A 20,018-nucleotide genomic window follows, 5' to 3' on the forward strand; every position below is an offset into this window, starting at 1 on the left:
TAGAAGTTCGCTGAGCGGAAAAATGAGTGGGAAACGAAAAATATTGTTCAACGGCGAACGGCTGCCAGGGATGGACTGGTTACCAACAGGTATGGTATTCAGGCTAACGTAGAGATGAAAAGACTTTGCTCAATATTCTTGCCCAAAACAGGAGGATGCTGCCGTGGCCGATCTGATTGACACGACTGAAATGTATTTGCGGACCATCCTGGAATTGGAAGAAGAGAGCATTGTGGCTCTACGGGCCCGCATCGCCGAACGCCTACACCATTCTGGGCCCACAGTCTCCCAGACCATTGGGCGGATGGAACGCGATGGCTTGGTGATCGTCTCCGGTGACAGGCATCTGGAACTGACCACAGCCGGCCGTGAGAAGGCAACCCGTGTCATGCGCAAACACCGTCTGGCGGAGCGGCTTCTCGCGGATGTTATTGGTCTGGACTGGGCTTATGTGCACGAAGAAGCCTGCCGTTGGGAACACGTCATGAGCGAAAGAGTTGAGCAGCGCTTGTTCGACTTGCTAGGCCACCCCAAGGAATCGCCGTACGGAAACCCCATTCCGGGGTTGGAAGAGCTAGGTGGCGAAGTGGCGCCCTTATTTGCTGCCGGATTGGTCACACTCGTTGCTGCCATGGCCGCCTATGCTCCCGAACAGGAAGTGATCATCCACCGGCTGTCCGAAAGGATACAGGTGGAGCCCGAGCTCCTGCTCCAATTGGATGAGGGTGGGCTGCGCCCAGGGGCCCGTATCTCCCTAGCCCAGGTGGGCGAGTACATCTCCGTACGGGTTCCCGGCATTGAAGGCGCCTTGGAATTGCCGCCAGAAGTGGCATCCCACGTGTTCGTCTCCATGGGTTAAGAGATTTTTGACACGGCATTTTCAATAGAACAGGTAACGGAATTGTTACGTTTACCGCTTGTGCCGTATAGTATTTATCTGACGCCGTAATCAAAGCGTTACCGTTCTGCGACACCGAACCTTGCCTTCGCAGCCCGGCCAGTAATCATTTAGGCAAGGGCGGGGGAACCACTTTTGACGGCCCAATAGGCCGTCTTGGGGTGAAGTCCACACTCGAATGCAATACCCGCAACAACCCTGACGCAGCATCCTGTTGGACTGCGCCATGGCTATGCGTGTGCCTAAGGGCGTAGGCCGGATCGAAAGTTACACTCTCTGATCCGAATCCGACAGCTAACTTCGCAGGTGCTTTATGTAGAGAGGTTTTTAGTGTCAGAGGTTAAACAGCGGGGACGCCGTCGCGCGTCATCGCAGGCAACTCATGAGCTCATGTCAGTGCCCGGGAGCCGACGTGAACTGATTGCCGCAGAGCGGGCAGCTGCCCCTTCAGGAATTTCAGTAGCCCAGCTGCTGCGTGCCGGAGCCTCCAGCGGCGCCGGCCAGAAAATGGGTGTTGCCATGGCAGCCACAGGCCTGGTCCTGGCTGTCACGCTTCCCTCAGCCCAAGGTGCGGATGAATTCCCCATGGATGCTGCAGCCGCGGTTTCACTGGAGAGTCCAGTCACAGCCGGCGCTCAGATCCCCATTACTTTTGCTACTCCGGACATTGCCAGCGCCCTGAATCCCGATGGTCAACTGAAGGAAACGCTGAAGGTCAACGCCTCCAACGTGGCCCCTCAGGCGGCCAAGGGAACCCTCTCAGCGCCCCTGAAGCACATTGAGACCACCTCACCCTTCGGAAACCGCATCAGCCCCATCACCGGCCAAATCGGTGAACAGCACACTGGTCAGGACTTTGCCGCCCCGTGCTCCTCCGACGTTTTTGTTGCCGCAGGCGGCGTAGTGACGTTCGCTGGCTGGCACAATTACGGCGGCGGCAACAGGGTTGTTGTGAACCACGGTAACGGTCTGTCCACTTCCTACAACCACATGAGCAGCCTCGGCGTCAAGGTGGGGCAGAAGCTTGAGCGCGGAGACCAGGTAGGCCTCAGCGGAACAACGGGCGCCTCCACAGGCTGCCACCTCCACTTTGAAGTCATTATTGACGATGAAGTTGTCGATCCCATGGGTTGGCTCTAACTCCTCCACAGGCCCTTTTAGTTACGACTTAGTCACAGGACCGTGACCTGAACGTGACATTGGGAAAAATCTGTTGTACCGTCGTAATCGCGCCAACTTTGAATCAAGTCGGCGTCCATGAGTTGATTGCCTAGCTCTGCCACTACTCATGGTCCGTTCGTATCAATCGTCTGGCAGGGGCGGGGGAACCAATAATCGGGATTCGCGTTATTTTTGCGAAACCCTAGGGGTGAAGCCGCGAAGCGTTCAAACACTGAATAGGAAGAAATTCCTTACGTGCGCCAACGTGGAGCGGCCGGGTGACTCCCATCCGAATCCGACAGCTTACCTCGCAGGCTTTGGGAGAGGAATCCTTCTTGGCTTCAAACACTGCCCTTGGGCGCCACCGCGCCGAGGTTGTTAAGACCAGTCCGATCTCCACCCTCACGAAAGCCGTCAGTTTCAATGTCGGTGGGGTTGGTCGTCAGGCCGCTGTAATCGCAGCAGCGTCAGGATTGGTACTGACTTCAGGTATCGCCGCAAACGCTGCAACTCCCACCGTGGAGCGCGCTTCCGACGGTGCTACCACGCTGAACCTGAACACGGAACTTGCTTCCGCGATCACGGCAGCATCCACGGTGAAGATTTCCTTCGCCACCCCCGCTATCACCTCCACCCCGGCTCCTGTAGTAGTTGAAGAGCCGGCAGTTGTAGAGGCCCAGTCCAGCGAAGTTGAAGCAGTAGCAGCACCTGCAGTAGCAGAAGCAGCAACAGCAGCAGCAGCTCCGACGCTTACCGTTGCTAGCCCTGAGCCGGAAGCTCCCAAGGTAGTAGCCAATAGCGGAGTCGGCTCAATCATTGCCAGCGCTGCCTTGGCTCAGCTTGGTGTGGTTCAGGACTGCACCGCGCTGGTCCGCAACGCTCTGTCTGCTGCAGGGATTTCCTGGGTAGGCTGGCCTGGTGACTACCTGAACAAGGGCCGGCTAGTATCCCAGGGCGAAGCCCAGCCCGGCGACTTGATTTACTATGCAGATGGTGGCGTGGGCCTGGCCCACATTGCTGTTTACATTGGCAACGGCCAGGCAGTTCACGGCGGTTACATGGGAAACACCCAGATCGCCGGAGCCAGCATACCGGGAGCCTCGGCACCGGTCTTCATTGCAGTGGGTCACTAAGTAGTACCAGCTTTCTTGCTCAAAGCCCCGTCATTCGACGGGGCTTTGGCATTTAATCCCTCGTCTATCCGGGGAGTACCCGCGGTCCCTGAATATTCGAGCGCTGTGAGCATCCGGCTACCCGGGAAGTATTCCGCGCGTCTAAGCCGGGAGTATGCGATGAACAGTGAGCTCCTGATCCGGCACGTCTAGAGCGTCCGGACCGGCACCCTCCGGACCGGCACCCTCAGCGTCGGCGCCGTGTGCACCCACCCCATCCCTGCCTTGGGCATCCTCGGCGGGTCCGCCATGGTGGATGGAGGTGGCCAGCGGAATTTCCTTGACGAACATTAACAGGATTCCGGCCAGCACAAGTAGCGGCACCATGTAAACAAAGATGGGTGTCAGCGCGTCACTGTAGGAGCCGATCACCACGGTGCGCAATTGCTCAGGCAGCGCCCGTACTATAGCCGGTGTCAGAGAGTTGATGCCGGTGCTACCGCTGCCGCCGGACGCGCCAGCCGGGATACGCTCTGTCAGCAGTGTTGCCAGCCTGTGAGCAAAGAGGCTCCCCACCACGGCAGAACCCAGCGAAGCGCCGATCTGGCGGAAGTAGTTGTTGGATGCGGTGGCCATGCCAACCTGCGAGTTGGGGAACTGGTTTTGCACAATCAACACCAGAATCTGCATTGAGGTGCCCAGTCCAATTCCCATAAGGGCCAGGTAGCAGCAGATCAACCAGACCTCCATGGTGGCGGACATGGTGGAGAGCAGTACCAAGGCAATAGCCACAATGAACATGCCCGCAACAGGGAGCCACTTGTACCGTCCGGTGCGGCTGACGATCTGCCCCGACAGGATCGAGGTGACCAGCAAGCCAGCCATCATGGGGATCATGAGGAAGCCTGCCTGGGTGGCATTGGCTCCCGTGACCATCTGCAAGAACGTGGGCATGTAGGCCAGTGTGCCGAACATGGCAATTCCGGTGATGAGCCCGGCCGCCGTCGTTAGGTTAAAGTTGCGGTCCTTGAAGAGGTGCAGTGACATGATGGGATGCTCAGCCCTGCTCTCCACCCAGATGAACAGGCAGGCGGCAAGTACCGTGCCTGCACTCATACCAATGATCTGCGGGGAACCCCAGCTGTACTTGGTGCCGCCCCACGTACTGACCAGTACCAGAAGCGTGGAGGTGATGCCAAGAAGTGCCATGCCAGCCACATCCACACGGACCTTAACCTTTGGATGGGCCGGCAGTCGCAGGAAGAAGATGGCGCAGACAATGGCGAGCAAGCCCAGCGGGATGTTCATCCACAGGCCCCACCGCCAGCCGATCCCGTCGGTGAACCAGCCACCCAGCAGCGGCCCGGCCACCGAGGATAGGGCAAACACGCCACCTAGGATACCCATGTACCGGCCACGTTCACGGGCGGGAACAACATCGGCAATGATGGCTTGAGAGAGCAGCATCAAACCGCCGCCACCGAGGCCCTGAACACCGCGGCCTATGATCAGCCACGTCATGTCAGGTGCCAGACCGCCCACGATCGAACCGAGAATGAACACTGAGATGGCCCCAATGAAGAGGCCTTTACGGCCCATGAGATCGCCCAGTTTGCCGTAAATGGGAAGCATGATGGTGGAGGCCAAAATGTAGATCGTGATGACCCACAGCATCTCGTTGACGCCATTGAGCTCGCCAACAATGGTGGGAAGCGCCGTGCTGAAAATTGTTTGGTCAAGGGAGGCCAACAGCATGGTCAACATCAGTCCTGCGAAAACCAGGAGAATGCTGCGGCGATCCGATGCTGCGGGGGGATTCACAATTTTGGTAGTTGAAGTCATGGCTGATTCCTAGCGGCCGGATGATGTGCAGGAGTTTTTGGGTATCTATTGTCAAAAGTAGTACGACGCCGTGCCGTCGCCTTGGCCGGTCACGCCGGCTTTGCGTTGGGGGCGGGCCAGGCGGCGGGCGCCTGAGTGCTCAGGGCCAGTGTTCGTTGGTGGTGACCCGCTGGATCAGTGCGGAGGTGGTGCGCATGAGTGTTTCCCTAGTCGAGGTGAAATTGCCAGCAACCCATTTTTGCAAGGCAAACCGCAGAGCCCCTGAGGCCAGGGCAACCACCATATGCGCCTCGTCCTCGAGATCCGGGGTGTCCGTGGTGCTGCGCCCCTCGTGCTGGAAACGCTCCAGAACGTACCCCGCAAAGATTTCTTCCATTTCACTGATGCGGGACTTTTCCCTATTTAACAGCTCGGGTGTTTGGTAGATGAGGCGGTGCCTGCCCTGGAACAGTTCCAGATCCGTTTCCGCTGCGAGGAAGGTGCCGCAGATGAGTTCAAAGAGTTCACGGAACACACTGGGCCCGGCGCCTTCCACGAAGTCCCTGTGTTGTTGCGCCGTGGGCAGTGGCTTATGGGCACTAATGTAGGCGCCTTCCTTGCTGCCAAAGTAGTTGAAGAAGGTGCGCGGGGAGACGGTACTTGCGGCACAGATCATCTCCACTGTGACGTTTTCATAGCCGTGGGCTAGTCCCAGTGCAATGGCTTCGCGGCGAATGGTGAGGCGGGTCGCGGCACGTTTTCTACTCCGCAAAGAATGCTGATCGGAATCATCATCGGAGCAGAGTTGAGATGCTGTGTGGTTCGGCAGATCAATTTTCATGACGGCTCCAAAATAAGGTGCGCAGTCTGTGCCACGCTGTTCCGTTGGGCACAAAATCAGAATAATTGCAGTTCCTGCAAATTTGCAATGAGTGCACAAATACTTTTTCATTTTTCGCTGAGCTCTTGAGGGTGTGGAGAATTCTCAGCTGCTCAGTGCCGATACTATGGCCCCATGACTGACATTGACGGAGGAGATTTGCACGCCCTGATCCTGGCCGGCGGACTCTCGCGAAGACTGGGCGGGGTGGCCAAAGCGGGGCTCATGCTCGAGGAACAAACGCTACTGGCACGCACGGTGGACGCTGCCGCGTGCGTCATCGCAGCCCACCGGACCACGGCGTCCGGGGCAGGACAAGGCGACGGTGGCATCGCCGTCGTGGGTCCAGTGGAGAAGATTGCTGGCTGGCTGGCAACTGCCAAACACTGCGGGCAGGCGGTGGCGGTGCAGGAGAACCCGCCCTATTGCGGTCCGGCGGCCGGCATTGCTGCGGGTACAGGAGCTTTGGCAGGAGAGTCCGGGCATGTTTTAGTCCTTGCCTGCGACATGCCCCATGCTGGCGAGGTGGCACGTTTTTTGGTGGCAAAACTTGCTGATTGTTCGCCCGGTGAGGGGGTCATGGCTGTGGCTGCGGGCAAGCAGCAGCCGTTGGCGGCCATCTACCCGCTGGCGGAACTACGTGCGGCGGCTGATGCGGCGCGGGCATCACACAGACTGGAGAATGCTTCGGTTTTCTCCCTGATTGCTAGGCTGAACATGTTGGAGGTTGCTGTACCAGCGCAGCTGACGGCAGACATTGATACTTGGGCGGACGCCCGTTCGCAGGGGATCGCGGCCGGGCCGCCCGCTGCGGAAGGATGAGCGTTGGAAGATCACGACGAATTATTGCAAAAGTGGACGCAAACATTGCTGGATGCCTTTGAAATTGGTGACCTTGAGGTCGACGTGCACGCTGTCTTAAACGTGGCAGGGGTTGCGGCGCATTCAATCGTGCGTCCGGCAGCACCGCTGACCACCTTCATTGCCGGGTTGGCTGCCGGTTTGGCAGCAGGTTCGGGCCAGGCTACCGAGGAGGCAGCCATGAAGGTAACTCTTCGGATGGCGAAGCAGTTGGCGGCAGCACAGGCGCCCGCGGCTGAAGACGCCACTGGCGCCACTGACTCCGCAGGCGCTACTGACTCCACTGACTCCGCAGGACAATAGGGCGACCAAGATGAATCGTGCCAGTATGGCAGCCGGGGAGGTTGCCGGAGATGCCCCTGAGGGGGTTGCCCAGGCAACAGCCGCTGACGGGGTTGCCGCGCAGGCTGCGAAGTCGCGGGCGCTGCCCCTTACGTGGATCGAAGCCCGCGATCACGCGTGGAGTGTGGCCCGTCCTTTGGCTGCCCACACTGTTCCACTCGCACTGGCTGTGGGGCGAATTCTCGCGGCAGATGTAGTCTCCTGCCACGCCATGCCACACTATGCATCCTCAGCCATGGATGGGTGGGCGGTTGCGGGGAGTCCGCCATGGATTCTGGCCGAGAAGGGCAGTCGGATCACCCCGGGGCAGGCCGCACCTATAGTCACCGGTGGGCTGATTCCTCCCGGCGCCAAGGCTGTGCTGCGCAGCGAATCGGGCGAGATCTCCACCGACGAGGATGGCCTGCCGATTTTGGTGCGTGGGGCTGGTGCCCGTCCGGGAGAGCCAAAAAACGGCCAGCACATCCGCCCTGCTGGTCAGGAGGCTGCTGAAGCGGAATTGCTGATCAAGGCAGGAGTCATGCTGAACCCGGCACACGTATCACTGGCCGCCCTGGGCGGACTCGACGAACTTCCCGTGATGGGGCGGCCCGCCGTCAAGATTGTCCTGACGGGAGATGAGGTGGTGTCCGCAGGAGTGCCTGAACCTGGTTTTGTACGGGATGCCTTCTCGCCTCAGCTGGGCGCCGTTCTCAGCCTACTGGGCGGTACCGTAGTGGGCCTGCAACGGGCCGCAGATAACCTTGTCTCCATGCTGGATGCGCTGGCCGACGACGAAGAGGACCCGGCCGACGTCGTAATTACCACGGGCGCAACAGGACATTCCAGCGCCGATTTCCTGCGTGCAGCCATCACGGCCATGGGCGGAATTTTTCACGTCCCGCAGATCGCCATGCGTCCCGGACACCCCACCCTGCTGGCGGAACTGCCGGATGGGCGCTTCATTGTAGGCTTGCCGGGGAACCCGTTGGCGGCCATGGTGGGGCTCATGACCTTGGGAGCGCCGCTGCTGGCGCGGCTCGGTAGTATGGCGAAGCCTGCGTTGACAGAGGTGCGGTGTGGAGCGCCCATCAAAGAATTCCACGGGCCCACCCGGCTCATGCCCTACCGGCTGGTGTACGGCCTGGCCTCACCTTGTGCCCATACGGACTCCGCCATGATGCGCGGACTCGCAGCGGCCGATGGCCTCATGGCGGTGTTGCCGCACGGAGCCAAGATGGGTGAGAGTTTGCCTGCCATGCACCTGCCGTGGAAGTAAACACCGTCACGGAAGTTGAATTCGCTTGCCCGGCTGGATGAGCGCCCAGCGCTGCATTGACCCGTGAGAAAAGGTTGCTCTGTGGGGCTAGAGCAGCCTTTTCTCACGGGTGAATTCTCAGAAGACGTCCTTGCGGACATGCAGCTGGCCAAGCAGTGAGCCTTTGGCCAAATTTTCCGGATCATTCCACCCGCCGAGAACTAGCATCCGCGCTATTTTGATAATTGCGACTCGGGCGCCATTTCCCATATCGTTCTTGTTGATCACGGCCTGGTGCCACCCCAGCGTACTGGTGAGAAAGTTGCGGTCATGGTCCTTTGATTGTTGTTCGGCACTTAGATGATGTGCGCCATCATATTCTGCGCACGTACGGTACCGAGGGCATGACAAATCTGGAGCAATTTTAGGGTTCCCGGCATTATCCCTAATTTCAAAGTTACAGATGAATTCTGGGAGCCCTGAACGTTGGATGGACAGCCTGAGCTGGGTCTCCGGTGCTGAATCTGCGCCCACCCGCACCAGCTTCATGGCTGCCGTGAGCGTGCGTATGCCGCGCTGGTGTGGGTGCTGGGCAATGTACGCATTCAGTTCACTGATTTCCACTAGCGGGAGCTTTCTGGGACCAAAATGCAGGTTATGGGCACAAACGATCTGGTCGGCAACAGCAACCAGTTCATTGACCGTGAGAATTGCTGCAATGTCCACCAGCGTTCTTTGAACGGATGTGACGGGAATACCTTCAACCATGGCGTAATCACGGGTGGTCAGGGACAGCTCATGACCGTGAACTCGGCTGCGCTGTGGTCTGCCTTGTCCAAGATTCTTGGACAAGTGGATCTCTTCATTAGTGAGATACCGGAGGGGGAGCCGGAATTGATGAAGCTTTGCTGCTGTGATGTGGCTGATGAGACTTGAGCTAGTCACGGACGTGATGGCCCGGCAGCTATCAAGGAGGCTAACGTTCATGCCTTGAGGCATACGTACTTCCCGGCATGGTGTCCACAGGTCTGAGGCCCGGGTTCTACCTCGGCTTATACCGGCTTGGCGGGCTTGAGTCAGTGTGAATGGCTTCCCGGCCAGGTTCCAGGGGAGCTGCTGTGGATTTCTCATGTCCTTATTGAGGACCATTTAGGCGGCGCATCCCAGCTAGCTCGTGGCTTTTGTGCATCACTTGGCAAAGCGCTGCTGCTGTGGAGGAAAGAAGGGAGAGATGCCCGAAGTCCGAGTCGCCGCTATCCGAAATTGATCCGTGAGAAAAGGTCGCTCTCACCCGTGAAAGCGACCTTTTCTCACGGATCAAGGGAGGAATGCTGGCGGAGTGGGGCGGAACGGGAAGAAATGGCGAGTGTGAGCACTAGGACAGTGCTGCCCACGATCCACTGGCCTGATTCCGGCGGGCTGAATCAGCGGTGGGCCCCGATTCCGGCGGGAACAAACAGCGCTGGGCGCTGATTCCGGCGGGCTGAATCAGCGGTGACGGGATCAATCGGCGGTGACTGGCTCCAGCCGGATCACCACTGACTTTGACGTGGGAGTTCCGCTGACATCGGCCTTTGAATCCAGTGGAACCAGCACATTCGTCTCGGGATAGTACGCTGCGGCGCAGCCCACGGGCGTGGAATACGCCACCACACGGAAGCCCGGTGCGCGGCGATCCACCCCGTCCTTCCACTCGGAGACCAGATCAACCATGGCGCCGTCGGCAAGGCCGAAGGTGTCCAGATCCTTCTGGTTTACGAACACCACGCGGCGTCCATTCTTGATGCCGCGGTAGCGGTCATCCTTGCCGTAAATGGTGGTGTTGTACTGGTCGTGGGAGCGCAGGGTCTGCAGCAGCAGCCGCCCCGCCGGAACCCGCGGGTACTCCATCTCATTGCCCGTGAAATGTGCCAGGCCGGAATCCGTGGTGAAGGTGCGGGAATCACGCGGGCCGTGCGGCAACACAAAGCCGCCGGGCACGTCGATCTTCGCCTCGAAGTCCTCGAATCCGGGGACCACTGCAGCAATGTGGGAGCGGATCAGGCTGTAGTTCCCTGCCAGCGCATCCCAGTCGGCCACGGGCGCATTGGGACGGGTGCCGCCGTCGTCTGTGGAAAACAGCAGCTTGGCAAGCTGGCAGACAATGGCCACCTCGGAGAGCAGCATGCCCGACGCCGGTGTGAGACGCCCGCGTGAGGCGTGTACGGCGCTCATGGAGTCCTCCACTGTGACGCGCTGATCGCCACTGGCCTGGGTATCGCGCTCGGTGCGGCCCAGGGTGGGCAGAATAAGCGCCGAGCGGCCCGTGATCAGGTGGGACTTATTGAGTTTGGTAGAGATTTGCGCCGTCAGGGAGAGCTTGTTCAGGGCGGCCTCGGTGACTGAAGAATCCGGTGTGGCACGGACAAAGTTACCACCCATGCCTACGAAGACTCCAGCCTTGCCATCACGCATCGCCTCGATGGCGGCCACGGTATCAAAGCCGTCTGGGCGCGGAGAGGCGAAGGAGAATTCTGCGTCGAGCGCATCCAGGAAGGAGGCTGGCATGCGCTCAAAAATGCCCATGGTCCTATCGCCCTGGACGTTGGAGTGACCGCGGACGGGGCAGACACCGGCGCCGGGCTTACCAATGTTGCCCTGCAGCAGCAGAACGTTGACAACGTCACGGAGCATGGCCACCGAGTGCTTGTGTTGGGTCAGCCCCATGGCCCAGCAGACCACGGTTGCCTTGGACGCAATGAGACGTTCGCCGGTGGTGCGGATCTGCGCTTCGGTGAGGCCCGTTGCTGTGACGATCTCTTCCCAGCTCACTTTATCCAGCTGTGCTAAATAGTCTTCCAGGCCTGTGGTGTGGCTCTCGATGAACGCGGTGTCAAAGACGCGGCCGGTATTGGGTGAGCCCGGACGGCGCTGTTCCTCGAGCAGAAACTTGCCCAGACCTTGGAACAACGCCTGATCTCCACCAAGCTTGATCTGCAGAAAATCGTCCGCCAAGGCGGTGCCGCCGCCCACGAGTCCACGAATAGTTTGCGGGTTCTCAAAGCGCATGAGCCCCGCCTCGGGGAGCGGGTTCACGGCCACAATGACAGCCCCGTTTTTCTTGGCCTTTTCCAGCGCAGAGAGCATGCGGGGGTGGTTTGTGCCCGGGTTTTGACCAGCGATGATGATCAGCTCGGCCTTGTACATATCCTCCAGTGACACCGAACCCTTGCCAATGCCAATGGTCTCCGTCAGGGCAGATCCGCTGGATTCGTGACACATGTTGGAGCAATCCGGCAGGTTGTTGGTACCCAGCCCGCGCACCATGAGCTGGTACAGGAACGCCGCCTCATTGGAGGTGCGTCCCGAGGTGTAAAAGATGGCCTCATTGGGGTCCGCCAGCGCCTTGAGTTCATCCGCAAGGATCCCCAGCGCCCTCTCCCAGGTGACGGGGACGTAGTGATCGCTGCCCTCGGCCAGGTACATGGGGTCAGTGAGTCGGCCTTGCTGGCCCAGCCGGAAGTCATCCCATTCCCGCAGCTCGCTCACACTGTGCTCTGCAAAGAACGACGGCGGCACGCGCCTCTTCGTGGCTTCCTCGGCTACCGCCTTGGCACCGTTTTCGCAGAACTCTGCCGTGTGCCGCTTGTCCGGATCCGGCCAAGCACAACCTGGACAGTCGAAGCCGTCCTTCTGATTGAGTTTTAACAGGGTTTGAGCCGTGCGGAGTGCACCCATTTGGTTCAGTGAGACCTCCATGGAGTGCAAAATGCCGGGAATGCCCACGGCCTTCTTTTGCACTTTGCCAACGGAGAGCTTTTGTTCGTCAATGTTTTCCTGGGGCGCTTTGCCAGCCATGATGGATCCCTTCATCGTGGAGCATCTAGTGTAGATCTTACGCTTTAGTTTTTTTGAAAGGATTTTTATGGGACGGCTCATCCGCAGAGTCAAGGCCACCAAGGTCAGTGTGGCCGATAATCGCCGTATTGTGCGTGAGGAATCGCTGGCTGTGGAGGAACCTCTGGAAATTCGGCTTGGCCACGAATCATTTTCTGTCACCATGCGAACCCCCGGCGACGACTTTGACCTTGTGGCAGGATTCCTTGTCTCCGAGGGTCTCATTTATGAGCCGGAACAGCTGATTTCCCTGCGTTTTTGTGCTGGCGAGGATGAGAATGGGCAGCAGACCTTCAATGTTGTAGAGGCCCAGTTGCGCCCCGATGTGGCCATGCCGCTACCTTCGGCCCAGCGCCATATCACCACCTCCAGTGCCTGCGGAATTTGCGGCACAGCCTCCATTGAGGCCGTGCACAAGTCAACACACTTCAAGCTCACCTCAGACGTGGATGAGGTACTGATCTCAGCCTCGGTGCTGGCCAGTCTGCCAGAGCTTCTGCGCAGGGAGCAGAAGCTCTTCGAGAAGACCGGCGGTGTCCACGCGGCAGGGTTGTTTGCCCCGGACGGGGAACTGCTTTCGCTCCGGGAGGACGTGGGGCGGCACAACGCCGTGGACAAAGTGGTGGGTGCGGCCTTCCGGGAGAAACAACTGCCGCTGCGCAACATCATCTTGCAGGTTTCGGGACGAGCCTCGTTTGAGCTCGTCCAGAAGGCCGCGATGGCGGGGGTGCCGGTGCTCGCTGCCGTGAGTGCACCCTCATCCTTGGCCGTAGAACTGGCCCACAACAGTGGTGTGACCTTGGTGGGGTTCAGCCGCGGCGCCACCATGAACATCTACACGCATCCAGGGCGCGTGGGCTAAGCCCTACCTGTTCGTGAACTCGCGGATCTCATCCATGGTGGGGGATTGAGCCAGACCGAGTGCATCAGGGCGGATGCCGTTCTCTTCTGCGCCTTTCGGGAAAACATAGAAATACACGGGGACCAGCGGTTTGATTGAACCCGCCGATTCCGCGAATGCCCGGAGCGAATCGCCCATGACTGTTTCCAGATCAGCAGACGGGGAAGCCGTGACTCTGGCCGTGACGGTGGCGCCCAAGCCGCCGGGATCTGTGTACCTGATGCTGTTTTTCTCAACACCTGAAACAGCGTCGAGAGCAGCAGTGGCCGCAACGCCAAAGGATTCCCCGGCTTTCTGGGGGTTGCCAGCACCGCATGAGCCCAAGGTCCACGTTAGAAGTCCCACAAGCACGAGACTGACAAACTTGCGCAACATACTATTCATCACCCTTACAGTTAGTGGCTGAAATTGGCGTCTCTGGACGAGACCTTAGGCGGCTCGTCCGTGATGGATTTCTTGGTAGCGGATGCCTCTGCAATCGGCACAAAACGACGGGTCCGGCTGTGGACCCAACGGCTTAGAGCTCGTGCAGCAGCCGGCGCACAAACGCCTGAGTGCGTTCCTCCTGCGGCTTGCGCAGCACTTGGCTGGCGGGCCCGCGTTCCACCACCACACCACCGTCCATGAAAACCACCTCGTCGGCCATCTGCCGGGCAAAAGCCAGCTCGTGGGTGACAATGACCATGGTCCAGCCTTCCTCTGCCAATTCTTTGATGACGGCCAAGACGTCATCCACCAGCTCGGGGTCCAGAGAGGAGGTGGGCTCGTCGAAGAGCAGCAGCTGCGGTTTCAAAGCAAGGGCACGAACAATCCCCACCCGTTGCTGCTGTCCGCCGGAGAGCTCAAAGGGATAGGCGTCGCGTTTGTCCGCCAACCCCACCCGGGTCAGCAACGCTTCAGCATCCGCAACAGCCTCTTCACGGGGACGTTTCTGCACCTGAACGGGGCCCTCAATGACATTTTGCAGGACAGTCATATGCGGAAACAGATTGTATTGCTGGAAGACCATGGCGCTGCGGTCGCGCAACAGTGAAATCTGCTCGGCTCGAGCCTTCTTAGACACGGGGGTACTGAAATCAACACTCAGTGCAGGTAGCCCCGAAGTGGCCCCAGCACCCACGGTGACGGATCCGGCGTCGGGAATTTCAAGGCCGTTGAGGGAACGCAGCATGGTGGTCTTGCCGGACCCCGAAGGCCCAATCAGCGCCACCACCTTGCCCCGAGGCACATCCAGATCGATGCCGCGCAGCACTGTGTTGGCGCCGAAAGACTTGGTCACGCCGCGGACCTGAAGAGCAAAATCAGTGGGCAACATAGCGGTCCAATCTCTTTTCCAGGCTGGTTTGGGCCGTTGACAAGATGAGGCAGATGACCCAGTAAATCAGGGCGGCCTCGAGGTAGAGCAACATAAATTCCTGACTGAACGCGGCCACCTGCTGCGCCACCCGGAACATCTCCGTAACAAGGATCAACGAGGCCAGGGACGTGTCCTTCACGAGCGAGATGAACGTGTTGGACAGCGGCGGCACGGATACGCGCGCAGCCTGCGGCAGAATGATCCGCACCAGGGCCTGGTTCCGGGACATGCCAATCATATGCCCGGCCTCCCATTGGCCGCGCGGCACGGAGAGGATGGCGGCCCGAATGATCTCCGCCGCGTAACCTCCCACATTCAGCGAGAAGGCGATGATGGCGCTGGGCCACGGGTCAATCTTCACGCCCACCGCAGGCAGACCATAGAAAATAACAAACAACTGAACCAGCAGGGGGGTCCCGCGAATAACTGAGATGTAGACCCGAGCCACTGCGCTGGCCAGCTTGTTAGGGCTGATGCGCATCACGGCGATCACCAGGGCGATCATCAGCCCCAGGGCGAAGGAAGCCAGAGTAAGCGGGATGGTGCCCTGAATAGCGCCCAGGAGCAGCGGTCCCAGGGAACTCCAAAATAAACTAAAGTCCATGGCTGAACTCTAATCTCCGGTCTGCCACCCGATTACTTGCTGACATCCGCACCGAAGTACTTCTCGCTCAACTTAGCCAAGGTGCCGTCTGCGGAGAGATCCTTCAAAGCGGTGTTGACGGCATTAGTCAGGGCTGTGGAACCTTTGCGGAAGGCGAAGGCAGAGTCTGAGGATTCTTTGGTGGTTGCGGCAATCTTCAAGCCCGAGTTCGGGTTGCTGTGCTGGTAGTCAAGGAACGTGAGTTTGTCATTGACAATGGCATTTACCCGGCCATCCTTGAGAAGGGACACTGACTGGGCCCAACCCTCAACGGCTTCAACCTTGGCGCCGGAATCGGTGGCCAGGGTGTACCAGTTGCTGGTCAAGGACTGAGCGGTAGTCTTGCCCTTGAGATCGGCAAAAGAGGTGATGTCCGTGGTGCTGTCCTGGACCACAATGACACCCTGGGAAACCGTGTAAGGGATGGAAAGATCATACTTTTCCTGGCGGACGGGGTTAATGGTCACCTGATTGGCTACGGCGTCGAAGCGGTTGGCTTCAAGGCCGGCAAAGATGGAATCGAACTGGGTCTCCTCAAACTTGGCCTTAACGCCGAGCTTGCCCGCAACAGCCGTGGCAACATCGACGTCGTACCCTGTCAACGGGCCGGAGCCACCCTCATGGAAACTGAAGGGCTTATACGTTCCCTCGGTGGCGAAGGTGATGGTGCCAGCGTCCTTGATGCTACTCAACGAGGTGTCCGTTCCCGGAGCCGGGCTGCCGCCTCCGGTTCCGCCGCCGCAGGCTGCAAGGGCCAATGAAGCTGCTGCGAGTATGCCAACGAGTCCAAGGCTGCGACGATTCATGGTGCGGGTTTCCTTTGTCGAGAAGTTAAAGCGTGCCGTGAAAAGGGTGGGCCACGGTCTGCCTATAACGTGGACGCTACCACCGGGGACGGATAAACAAAGACTAAATATTTCCGTATATTACGCAATTGTGACGTAGGTGATTTGACTCACGCAATTCCTTGCCTTGTCTGGCTGGGCTGGGCTGGCAGAGGAATTAGGTGCCGGGAATTTCTGTGACGGCCCCGGAGGTTAAACTTGTAGCTTGACCTCTTAATGATTAGGAACACACGCATGAGTATGGAAGGCGCGGCTTGGAGCTCACTTTGGAGCACCATGCGTTCGGACAAGTCCAACGGCGGAATTGCGAAGGACACGCTTCGCCGGACAGTCCTCTTTGCTAAGCCCTACAGCCGGAAACTGCTGATATTTGTGGTGCTGTCGGTGATCTCCGCAGCGCTGGCCGTGGCCACCCCGGTGTTGGCCGGTCAGGTCATCGATGCCATTGTGGCTAAAACTGCCGTGGACGTGGTGCTGCGCCTGGCCGTGCTCATTGCGATTGTGGCGGTGCTGGACGCCGGGTTGTCGCTGATTATCCGTTGGATTTCAGCGAATCTGGGCGAAGGCGTCATTTTGGACCTGCGCACCGCCGTTTTTGACCATGTCCAGCGAATGCCCATTGCGTTCTTCACCCGGACCCGCACGGGCGCGCTGGTCAGCAGGCTCAACAATGACGTCATTGGCGCCCAGCAGGCCTTCTCCGGGACCCTGTCCGGGATTGTGTCCAACTCTGTGCAGCTGATTTTGACGCTGATTGTCATGCTGAACACCTCGTGGCTGGTGACGTTGCTGGCGCTGGTCCTGTTGCCAATCTTCCTCATTCCGGCCCGCCGTTTTGGTGCCACACTGGCCGGGTTGCGGCGCGAGGCTGCTGACCTGAACGCGGACATGAGCACGCAGATGACCGAGCGTTTCTCCGCACCCGGGGCCACCTTGGTCAAGCTGTTTGGCCGCCCGGCCGAGGAATCCCGAGAGTTCGCTTCCCGGGCCAACCGGGTCCGCGAGATTGGGGTGCGCACAGCTGTCATGCAGTTTGTGTTCTTCACGGCGCTGATGCTTGTTTCCTCCCTTGCCCTTGCGCTCGTGTATGGCTTGGGTGGCTCCTTGGCCATCGGTGGCGCGCTTAACGCGGGCGACGTCGTGGTGCTGGCCCTGCTGTTGACCCGCCTCTATGCCCCGCTCACCGCGCTGGCCAACGCCCGCGTGGACATCATGAGCGCGCTGGTCAGCTTTGACCGCGTGTTTGAGATCCTCGATTTGAAGCCGCTGATCGCCGAAAAGCCCTCCACCGTTCCTCTGCCCGCCGGTCCGCTGGGCGTGGAATTTAGCAATGTTCGCTTCGGGTACCCCTCCGCCGACAAGGTCTCGCTGGCCTCGCTGGAGGATGTTGCCGTGCTTGATACCCGCGGGGGCGAGGAGGTTTTGCATGGCATTTCCTTCCGTGCCGAGCCAGGCCAAACTATCGCGCTGGTGGGCTCTTCCGGCGCCGGCAAGTCCACCATTGCGCAGCTGCTCTCAAGGCTGTACGACGTCGATTCCGGCACCGTGCGCTTGGGCGGCGTTGACGTGCGGGAACTGTCCTTTGACGGACTGCGCGCCGGAGTTGGTATGGTCACCCAGGACGGGCACTTGTTCCACGAAAGTATCCGCTCCAACCTGCGCCTGGCCAAGCCTTCGGCCACGGATGCGGAGATTTGGGATGTGCTGCACCGGGCCCGGCTCTCGGCGTTTGCCCAGGCCCTGCCTGATGGTTTGGACACCGTGGTGGGCGAGCGCGGCTACCGGCTTTCCGGCGGCGAGCGTCAGCGCCTGACCATTGCCCGGCTGCTGCTGGTGCAGCCCGCCGTGGTCATTTTGGATGAGGCAACCGCCGCCCTTGACTCCACGAATGAGGCCGCCGTCCAGATTGCCTTGGGTGAGGCGCTTGAGGGGCGAACAGCGTTGGTCATTGCGCACCGGCTCTCCACCATCCGTGCCGCAGACATGATTCTGGTCCTTGAAGGCGGGAACATAGTAGAACGCGGCACGCATGAGGAGCTCATTGGTAGGGGCGGGCGCTACGCCGAGCTCCATGACACTCAGTTTGCCCAAGCCGTTGAGGCTGTGGCTGACGCCAGCTCACCGCAGTCTGCCTCACCCGATCCAGCGTGAATCGATCCAGCCCGAATAGATCCAGCCCGAATAGATCCGTGAGAAAAGGTGGGTAACCGGATACGCGCCAGGTGCCTTAGGCCTTGTGGAGGCGGGGGAGCACGTACTCGGTAAGGAGCGGGGCAAGGTCATCGAAGTCCCCAGCCGCTTCCAGATGCATCCAGCGCAGCTCCGCGATTTCGGCTGCCGGAATCACTGCATCTGCGTCCCAGCGCCCTGGTGCGGTGAACACTGTCGCCTCAATGTCTGTATTTGCCTCATTGGCGGCCGTGCCGGTCCATACACCGATGAGTTCAAGGTCCACGGCGGCAAGGTGGAGTCCGACTTCCTCGGACAGTTCTCTGACACCAGCCTCAGCGGCAGTTTCGCCGCGCTCCGGCTTGCCGCCGGGATGCATGAACTTGGTGGTGCCCTGTTTCCGGACGGTCAGGAGCCGCCCGGAGAGATCGTAGACACACACGGCAGAAACTTTGAGAACATTTTTCACCTGTTGATCCTAACCGTGGAACTCCACGACGCGTACCCTGCCGACGCTGGCCGCGGCAACATCTGAAGCACGTGCGTGTTCGGCGCCGCCGGGAACGGCAGGCAAGAAAGCGCTAAAGAGGGCGGCGGGGTGGCGGGATGGCGGAGTGAGTTGGCGGGGCATGGCTAGGCGGCTCTCGGGGCAAACATGATGACGCTGACACCGAGCAGCGCAATGAGGGCGCCGATCACGTCCCAGCGGTCGGGCGAAAACTTGTCGAACACCATGCCGCAGATGAGCGAGCCGGCAATGAACACGCCGCCGTACGCGGCCAAGACCCTGCCAAAGTTGGCGTCGGCCTGCTGGGCGGCAATGAAACCGTACGCACCGAGCGCCATGACGCCTAAGGCAGCCCACCACCATGACTTGTCCTCGCGCACGGCCTGCCAAATGAGCCAGGCTCCGCCAATTTCGGCAACCGCAGCCAGGGCGAACAAGATGATGGTTTTCGCAATGCTCATGGCTCTATCATCCCTTGCCGGGCACTTGCTGAAATTGTGCCGGGTACACTACAGCAGGCGCAGCGCCCGGGTACCTAGTTGGAGCGTGATTTCCTGTCCCCAGGATGCTGTTAGCCTGTCACTTTCCATGCCGTCGCCAAAGATGACGAGTTGGTCCGATGCGGCGCAGATGCGCAGGGACTCGCCTGCAGCCAGCACGCCCTCGGTCAGTGAGGCGCCCGTGGCAGGGGACGGCCAGGCCTCGCGGACAAACCACGCCAACAATGGGTCTGTGGGTTTGGGAAGTGTGCGCCCGCCGCGTTCCAGCGATATTGAGGCGCACCATCCGGTGGCGCCCGTTCCGGTGGAAACTATCAACCCGGAGGACGATTGGCTCTCCAGCCGGCCATCCGGCGTCGTAATTTGGTAGCGGGCAGATTGGTGGGAGGAGTGCCCAATGAAGATCTCATTTAGGGCGGAGAGTTCCTGCCCGTCATCCAGCCGCGCCGTCACCATAGCCAGATCTTGGCAGGACACGGCGGAGGGGTCAGCGGCTGCAATCCGGGCCAACAGTGCGGCGGTTGATGCGGGGGAATGCCTGACCAGGATTCCGGCGTTCACACCCGGTTCGGGGTCGATGCCCAGAACTGGCTGACCGCTGAGATATTTTGCCGTGTTGGCCACGAGCCCGTCCTGGCCCACCACGGCGATCACATCATCCTCGGTAAACATGAAGCGGCTCAGATCAGTGCGCTCCACCTCCGCGCGGCGCCAATCGGCAGGAACTGCCGCACGTACCTGATCCAGTGCTGCCATGATGAAAGCGTGCCGTTCCTGCACATCTTGCAGGCGCCGCCCCCGGGTGCGGAGGAAGAATTCAGCCTGGCCCACGGTGGCGTGCCGATCGAGCAGCTCCGCAAATTCGGTGCGCCGGTGGACGATGACAAGGCGGGGAGATCCCATGGTG

Annotated in this window: 19 protein-coding genes and 2 riboswitches; of the genes, 8 read left to right on the forward strand and 11 right to left on the reverse strand. The window is 59.9% G+C overall.

Annotated features, from left to right (window positions below):
• Window positions 1-163 precede the first annotated feature (163 nt).
• The 3 genes from ABIB48_RS16660 to ABIB48_RS16670 all read left to right on the forward strand — a co-directional run bounded on the left by ABIB48_RS16660 (window position 164) and on the right by ABIB48_RS16670 (window position 3,192).
• Complete coding sequence (locus tag ABIB48_RS16660) at window positions 164-859, forward strand: iron-dependent transcriptional repressor DtxR (protein ID WP_110104838.1); 696 nt, start codon at window positions 164-166, stop codon at window positions 857-859.
• 112 nt (window positions 860-971) lie between these two features.
• Window positions 972-1,218, forward strand: a riboswitch (cyclic di-AMP (ydaO/yuaA leader).
• Between the two features lie 70 nt (window positions 1,219-1,288).
• The gene (locus ABIB48_RS16665) at window positions 1,289-2,038 is read left to right on the forward strand and encodes a M23 family metallopeptidase (protein WP_502914147.1); all 750 of its coding nucleotides are present in this window, start codon (window positions 1,289-1,291) and stop codon (window positions 2,036-2,038) included.
• 141 nt (window positions 2,039-2,179) lie between these two features.
• Window positions 2,180-2,390: riboswitch (cyclic di-AMP (ydaO/yuaA leader) on the forward strand.
• Between the two features lie 4 nt (window positions 2,391-2,394).
• The gene (locus ABIB48_RS16670) at window positions 2,395-3,192 is read left to right on the forward strand and encodes an NlpC/P60 family protein (protein ID WP_315914328.1); all 798 of its coding nucleotides are present in this window, start codon (window positions 2,395-2,397) and stop codon (window positions 3,190-3,192) included.
• Window positions 3,193-3,333: 141 nt separating this feature from the next.
• On the opposite strand, the gene ABIB48_RS16675 is transcribed toward ABIB48_RS16670, so the two are convergent.
• Entirely contained in the window at window positions 3,334-5,013 is a 1,680-nt protein-coding gene (locus ABIB48_RS16675) for an MDR family MFS transporter (protein ID WP_354213671.1), read from the reverse strand.
• 139 nt (window positions 5,014-5,152) lie between these two features.
• Window positions 5,153-5,833: a TetR/AcrR family transcriptional regulator gene (locus tag ABIB48_RS16680; protein WP_170120878.1), complete on the reverse strand. Its 681-nt coding sequence runs from the start codon at window positions 5,831-5,833 to the stop codon at window positions 5,153-5,155.
• Between the two features lie 174 nt (window positions 5,834-6,007).
• On the opposite strand from ABIB48_RS16680, the gene ABIB48_RS16685 reads away from it, so the two are divergent.
• Genes ABIB48_RS16685 through ABIB48_RS16695 form a run of 3 tightly spaced genes read left to right on the forward strand, consistent with a single transcriptional unit; the run spans window position 6,008 to window position 8,333 of the window.
• Window positions 6,008-6,694 carry an NTP transferase domain-containing protein gene (locus ABIB48_RS16685; RefSeq protein WP_354213672.1) on the forward strand — a complete coding sequence of 229 codons (687 nt, stop codon included), beginning with the start codon at window positions 6,008-6,010 and terminating at the stop codon, window positions 6,692-6,694.
• A 3-nt stretch (window positions 6,695-6,697) separates the two neighbouring features.
• A complete protein-coding gene (locus tag ABIB48_RS16690; protein WP_354213673.1) occupies window positions 6,698-7,036 on the forward strand; it encodes a DUF6457 domain-containing protein in 339 nt (112 codons plus the stop codon).
• A 10-nt stretch (window positions 7,037-7,046) separates the two neighbouring features.
• A complete protein-coding gene (locus ABIB48_RS16695; RefSeq protein ID WP_354213674.1) occupies window positions 7,047-8,333 on the forward strand; it encodes a molybdopterin molybdotransferase MoeA in 1,287 nt (428 codons plus the stop codon).
• A 117-nt stretch (window positions 8,334-8,450) separates the two neighbouring features.
• On the opposite strand, the gene ABIB48_RS16700 is transcribed toward ABIB48_RS16695, so the two are convergent.
• Window positions 8,451-9,164, reverse strand: a complete 714-nt coding sequence (locus tag ABIB48_RS16700) for a putative endonuclease domain-containing protein (RefSeq protein ID WP_354213675.1) — start codon at window positions 9,162-9,164, stop codon at window positions 8,451-8,453.
• Between the two features lie 651 nt (window positions 9,165-9,815).
• A complete protein-coding gene (locus ABIB48_RS16705) occupies window positions 9,816-12,149 on the reverse strand; it encodes an FdhF/YdeP family oxidoreductase (RefSeq protein ID WP_354213676.1) in 2,334 nt (777 codons plus the stop codon).
• Window positions 12,150-12,216: 67 nt separating this feature from the next.
• On the opposite strand from ABIB48_RS16705, the gene fdhD reads away from it, so the two are divergent.
• Entirely contained in the window at window positions 12,217-13,050 is an 834-nt protein-coding gene (fdhD, locus tag ABIB48_RS16710) for a formate dehydrogenase accessory sulfurtransferase FdhD (RefSeq protein ID WP_354213677.1), read from the forward strand.
• Between the two features lie 3 nt (window positions 13,051-13,053).
• On the opposite strand, the gene ABIB48_RS16715 is transcribed toward fdhD, so the two are convergent.
• The 4 genes from ABIB48_RS16715 to ABIB48_RS16730 all read right to left on the reverse strand — a co-directional run bounded on the left by ABIB48_RS16715 (window position 13,054) and on the right by ABIB48_RS16730 (window position 15,895).
• Window positions 13,054-13,473, reverse strand: coding sequence for a hypothetical protein (locus ABIB48_RS16715; RefSeq protein ID WP_354213678.1), 420 nt, complete (start codon window positions 13,471-13,473; stop codon window positions 13,054-13,056).
• A gap of 133 nt (window positions 13,474-13,606) precedes the next feature.
• Window positions 13,607-14,404, reverse strand: a complete 798-nt coding sequence (locus tag ABIB48_RS16720; protein WP_354213679.1) for an amino acid ABC transporter ATP-binding protein — start codon at window positions 14,402-14,404, stop codon at window positions 13,607-13,609.
• Window positions 14,391-15,050 carry an amino acid ABC transporter permease gene (locus tag ABIB48_RS16725; protein WP_354213680.1) on the reverse strand — a complete coding sequence of 220 codons (660 nt, stop codon included), beginning with the start codon at window positions 15,048-15,050 and terminating at the stop codon, window positions 14,391-14,393. The genes ABIB48_RS16720 and ABIB48_RS16725 overlap by 14 nt, the downstream gene beginning before the upstream one ends.
• Before the next feature lie 32 nt (window positions 15,051-15,082).
• Complete coding sequence (locus ABIB48_RS16730; RefSeq protein WP_315914319.1) at window positions 15,083-15,895, reverse strand: amino acid ABC transporter substrate-binding protein; 813 nt, start codon at window positions 15,893-15,895, stop codon at window positions 15,083-15,085.
• 273 nt (window positions 15,896-16,168) lie between these two features.
• Here ABIB48_RS16730 and ABIB48_RS16735 point away from each other — a divergent pair, with 273 nt between their 5' ends.
• Entirely contained in the window at window positions 16,169-18,085 is a 1,917-nt protein-coding gene (locus ABIB48_RS16735; RefSeq protein ID WP_354213681.1) for an ABC transporter ATP-binding protein, read from the forward strand.
• Window positions 18,086-18,161: 76 nt separating this feature from the next.
• Here ABIB48_RS16735 and ABIB48_RS16740 read toward each other — a convergent pair whose 3' ends face one another.
• The 3 genes from ABIB48_RS16740 to ABIB48_RS16750 all read right to left on the reverse strand — a co-directional run bounded on the left by ABIB48_RS16740 (window position 18,162) and on the right by ABIB48_RS16750 (window position 20,014).
• The gene (locus tag ABIB48_RS16740) at window positions 18,162-18,572 is read right to left on the reverse strand and encodes an NUDIX hydrolase (RefSeq protein ID WP_354213682.1); all 411 of its coding nucleotides are present in this window, start codon (window positions 18,570-18,572) and stop codon (window positions 18,162-18,164) included.
• Between the two features lie 164 nt (window positions 18,573-18,736).
• Window positions 18,737-19,072, reverse strand: coding sequence for a YnfA family protein (locus ABIB48_RS16745; protein WP_354213683.1), 336 nt, complete (start codon window positions 19,070-19,072; stop codon window positions 18,737-18,739).
• Between the two features lie 48 nt (window positions 19,073-19,120).
• The gene (locus tag ABIB48_RS16750; protein WP_354213684.1) at window positions 19,121-20,014 is read right to left on the reverse strand and encodes a diacylglycerol kinase catalytic domain-containing protein; all 894 of its coding nucleotides are present in this window, start codon (window positions 20,012-20,014) and stop codon (window positions 19,121-19,123) included.
• Window positions 20,015-20,018: the final 4 nt, after the last annotated feature.

The organism is Arthrobacter sp. UYCu511, assembly GCF_040547105.1.
Taxonomy (GTDB): Bacteria; Actinomycetota; Actinomycetes; order Actinomycetales; family Micrococcaceae; genus Specibacter; species Specibacter psychrochitiniphilus.

Coding starts and splice junctions, on each gene's coding strand:
- ABIB48_RS16735 (WP_354213681.1), top strand. CDS start 16,169: ATGAGTATGGAAGGCGCGGCTTGGAGCTCACTTTGGAGCACCATGCGT.
- ABIB48_RS16695 (WP_354213674.1), top strand. CDS start 7,047: ATGAATCGTGCCAGTATGGCAGCCGGGGAGGTTGCCGGAGATGCCCCT.
- ABIB48_RS16685 (WP_354213672.1), top strand. CDS start 6,008: ATGACTGACATTGACGGAGGAGATTTGCACGCCCTGATCCTGGCCGGC.
- ABIB48_RS16680 (WP_170120878.1), bottom strand. CDS start 5,833: ATGAAAATTGATCTGCCGAACCACACAGCATCTCAACTCTGCTCCGAT.
- ABIB48_RS16705 (WP_354213676.1), bottom strand. CDS start 12,149: ATGGCTGGCAAAGCGCCCCAGGAAAACATTGACGAACAAAAGCTCTCC.
- ABIB48_RS16750 (WP_354213684.1), bottom strand. CDS start 20,014: ATGGGATCTCCCCGCCTTGTCATCGTCCACCGGCGCACCGAATTTGCG.
- fdhD (WP_354213677.1), top strand. CDS start 12,217: ATGGGACGGCTCATCCGCAGAGTCAAGGCCACCAAGGTCAGTGTGGCC.
- ABIB48_RS16675 (WP_354213671.1), bottom strand. CDS start 5,013: ATGACTTCAACTACCAAAATTGTGAATCCCCCCGCAGCATCGGATCGC.
- ABIB48_RS16715 (WP_354213678.1), bottom strand. CDS start 13,473: ATGAATAGTATGTTGCGCAAGTTTGTCAGTCTCGTGCTTGTGGGACTT.
- ABIB48_RS16730 (WP_315914319.1), bottom strand. CDS start 15,895: ATGAATCGTCGCAGCCTTGGACTCGTTGGCATACTCGCAGCAGCTTCA.
- ABIB48_RS16745 (WP_354213683.1), bottom strand. CDS start 19,072: ATGAGCATTGCGAAAACCATCATCTTGTTCGCCCTGGCTGCGGTTGCC.
- ABIB48_RS16725 (WP_354213680.1), bottom strand. CDS start 15,050: ATGGACTTTAGTTTATTTTGGAGTTCCCTGGGACCGCTGCTCCTGGGC.
- ABIB48_RS16720 (WP_354213679.1), bottom strand. CDS start 14,404: ATGTTGCCCACTGATTTTGCTCTTCAGGTCCGCGGCGTGACCAAGTCT.
- ABIB48_RS16665 (WP_502914147.1), top strand. CDS start 1,289: ATGTCAGTGCCCGGGAGCCGACGTGAACTGATTGCCGCAGAGCGGGCA.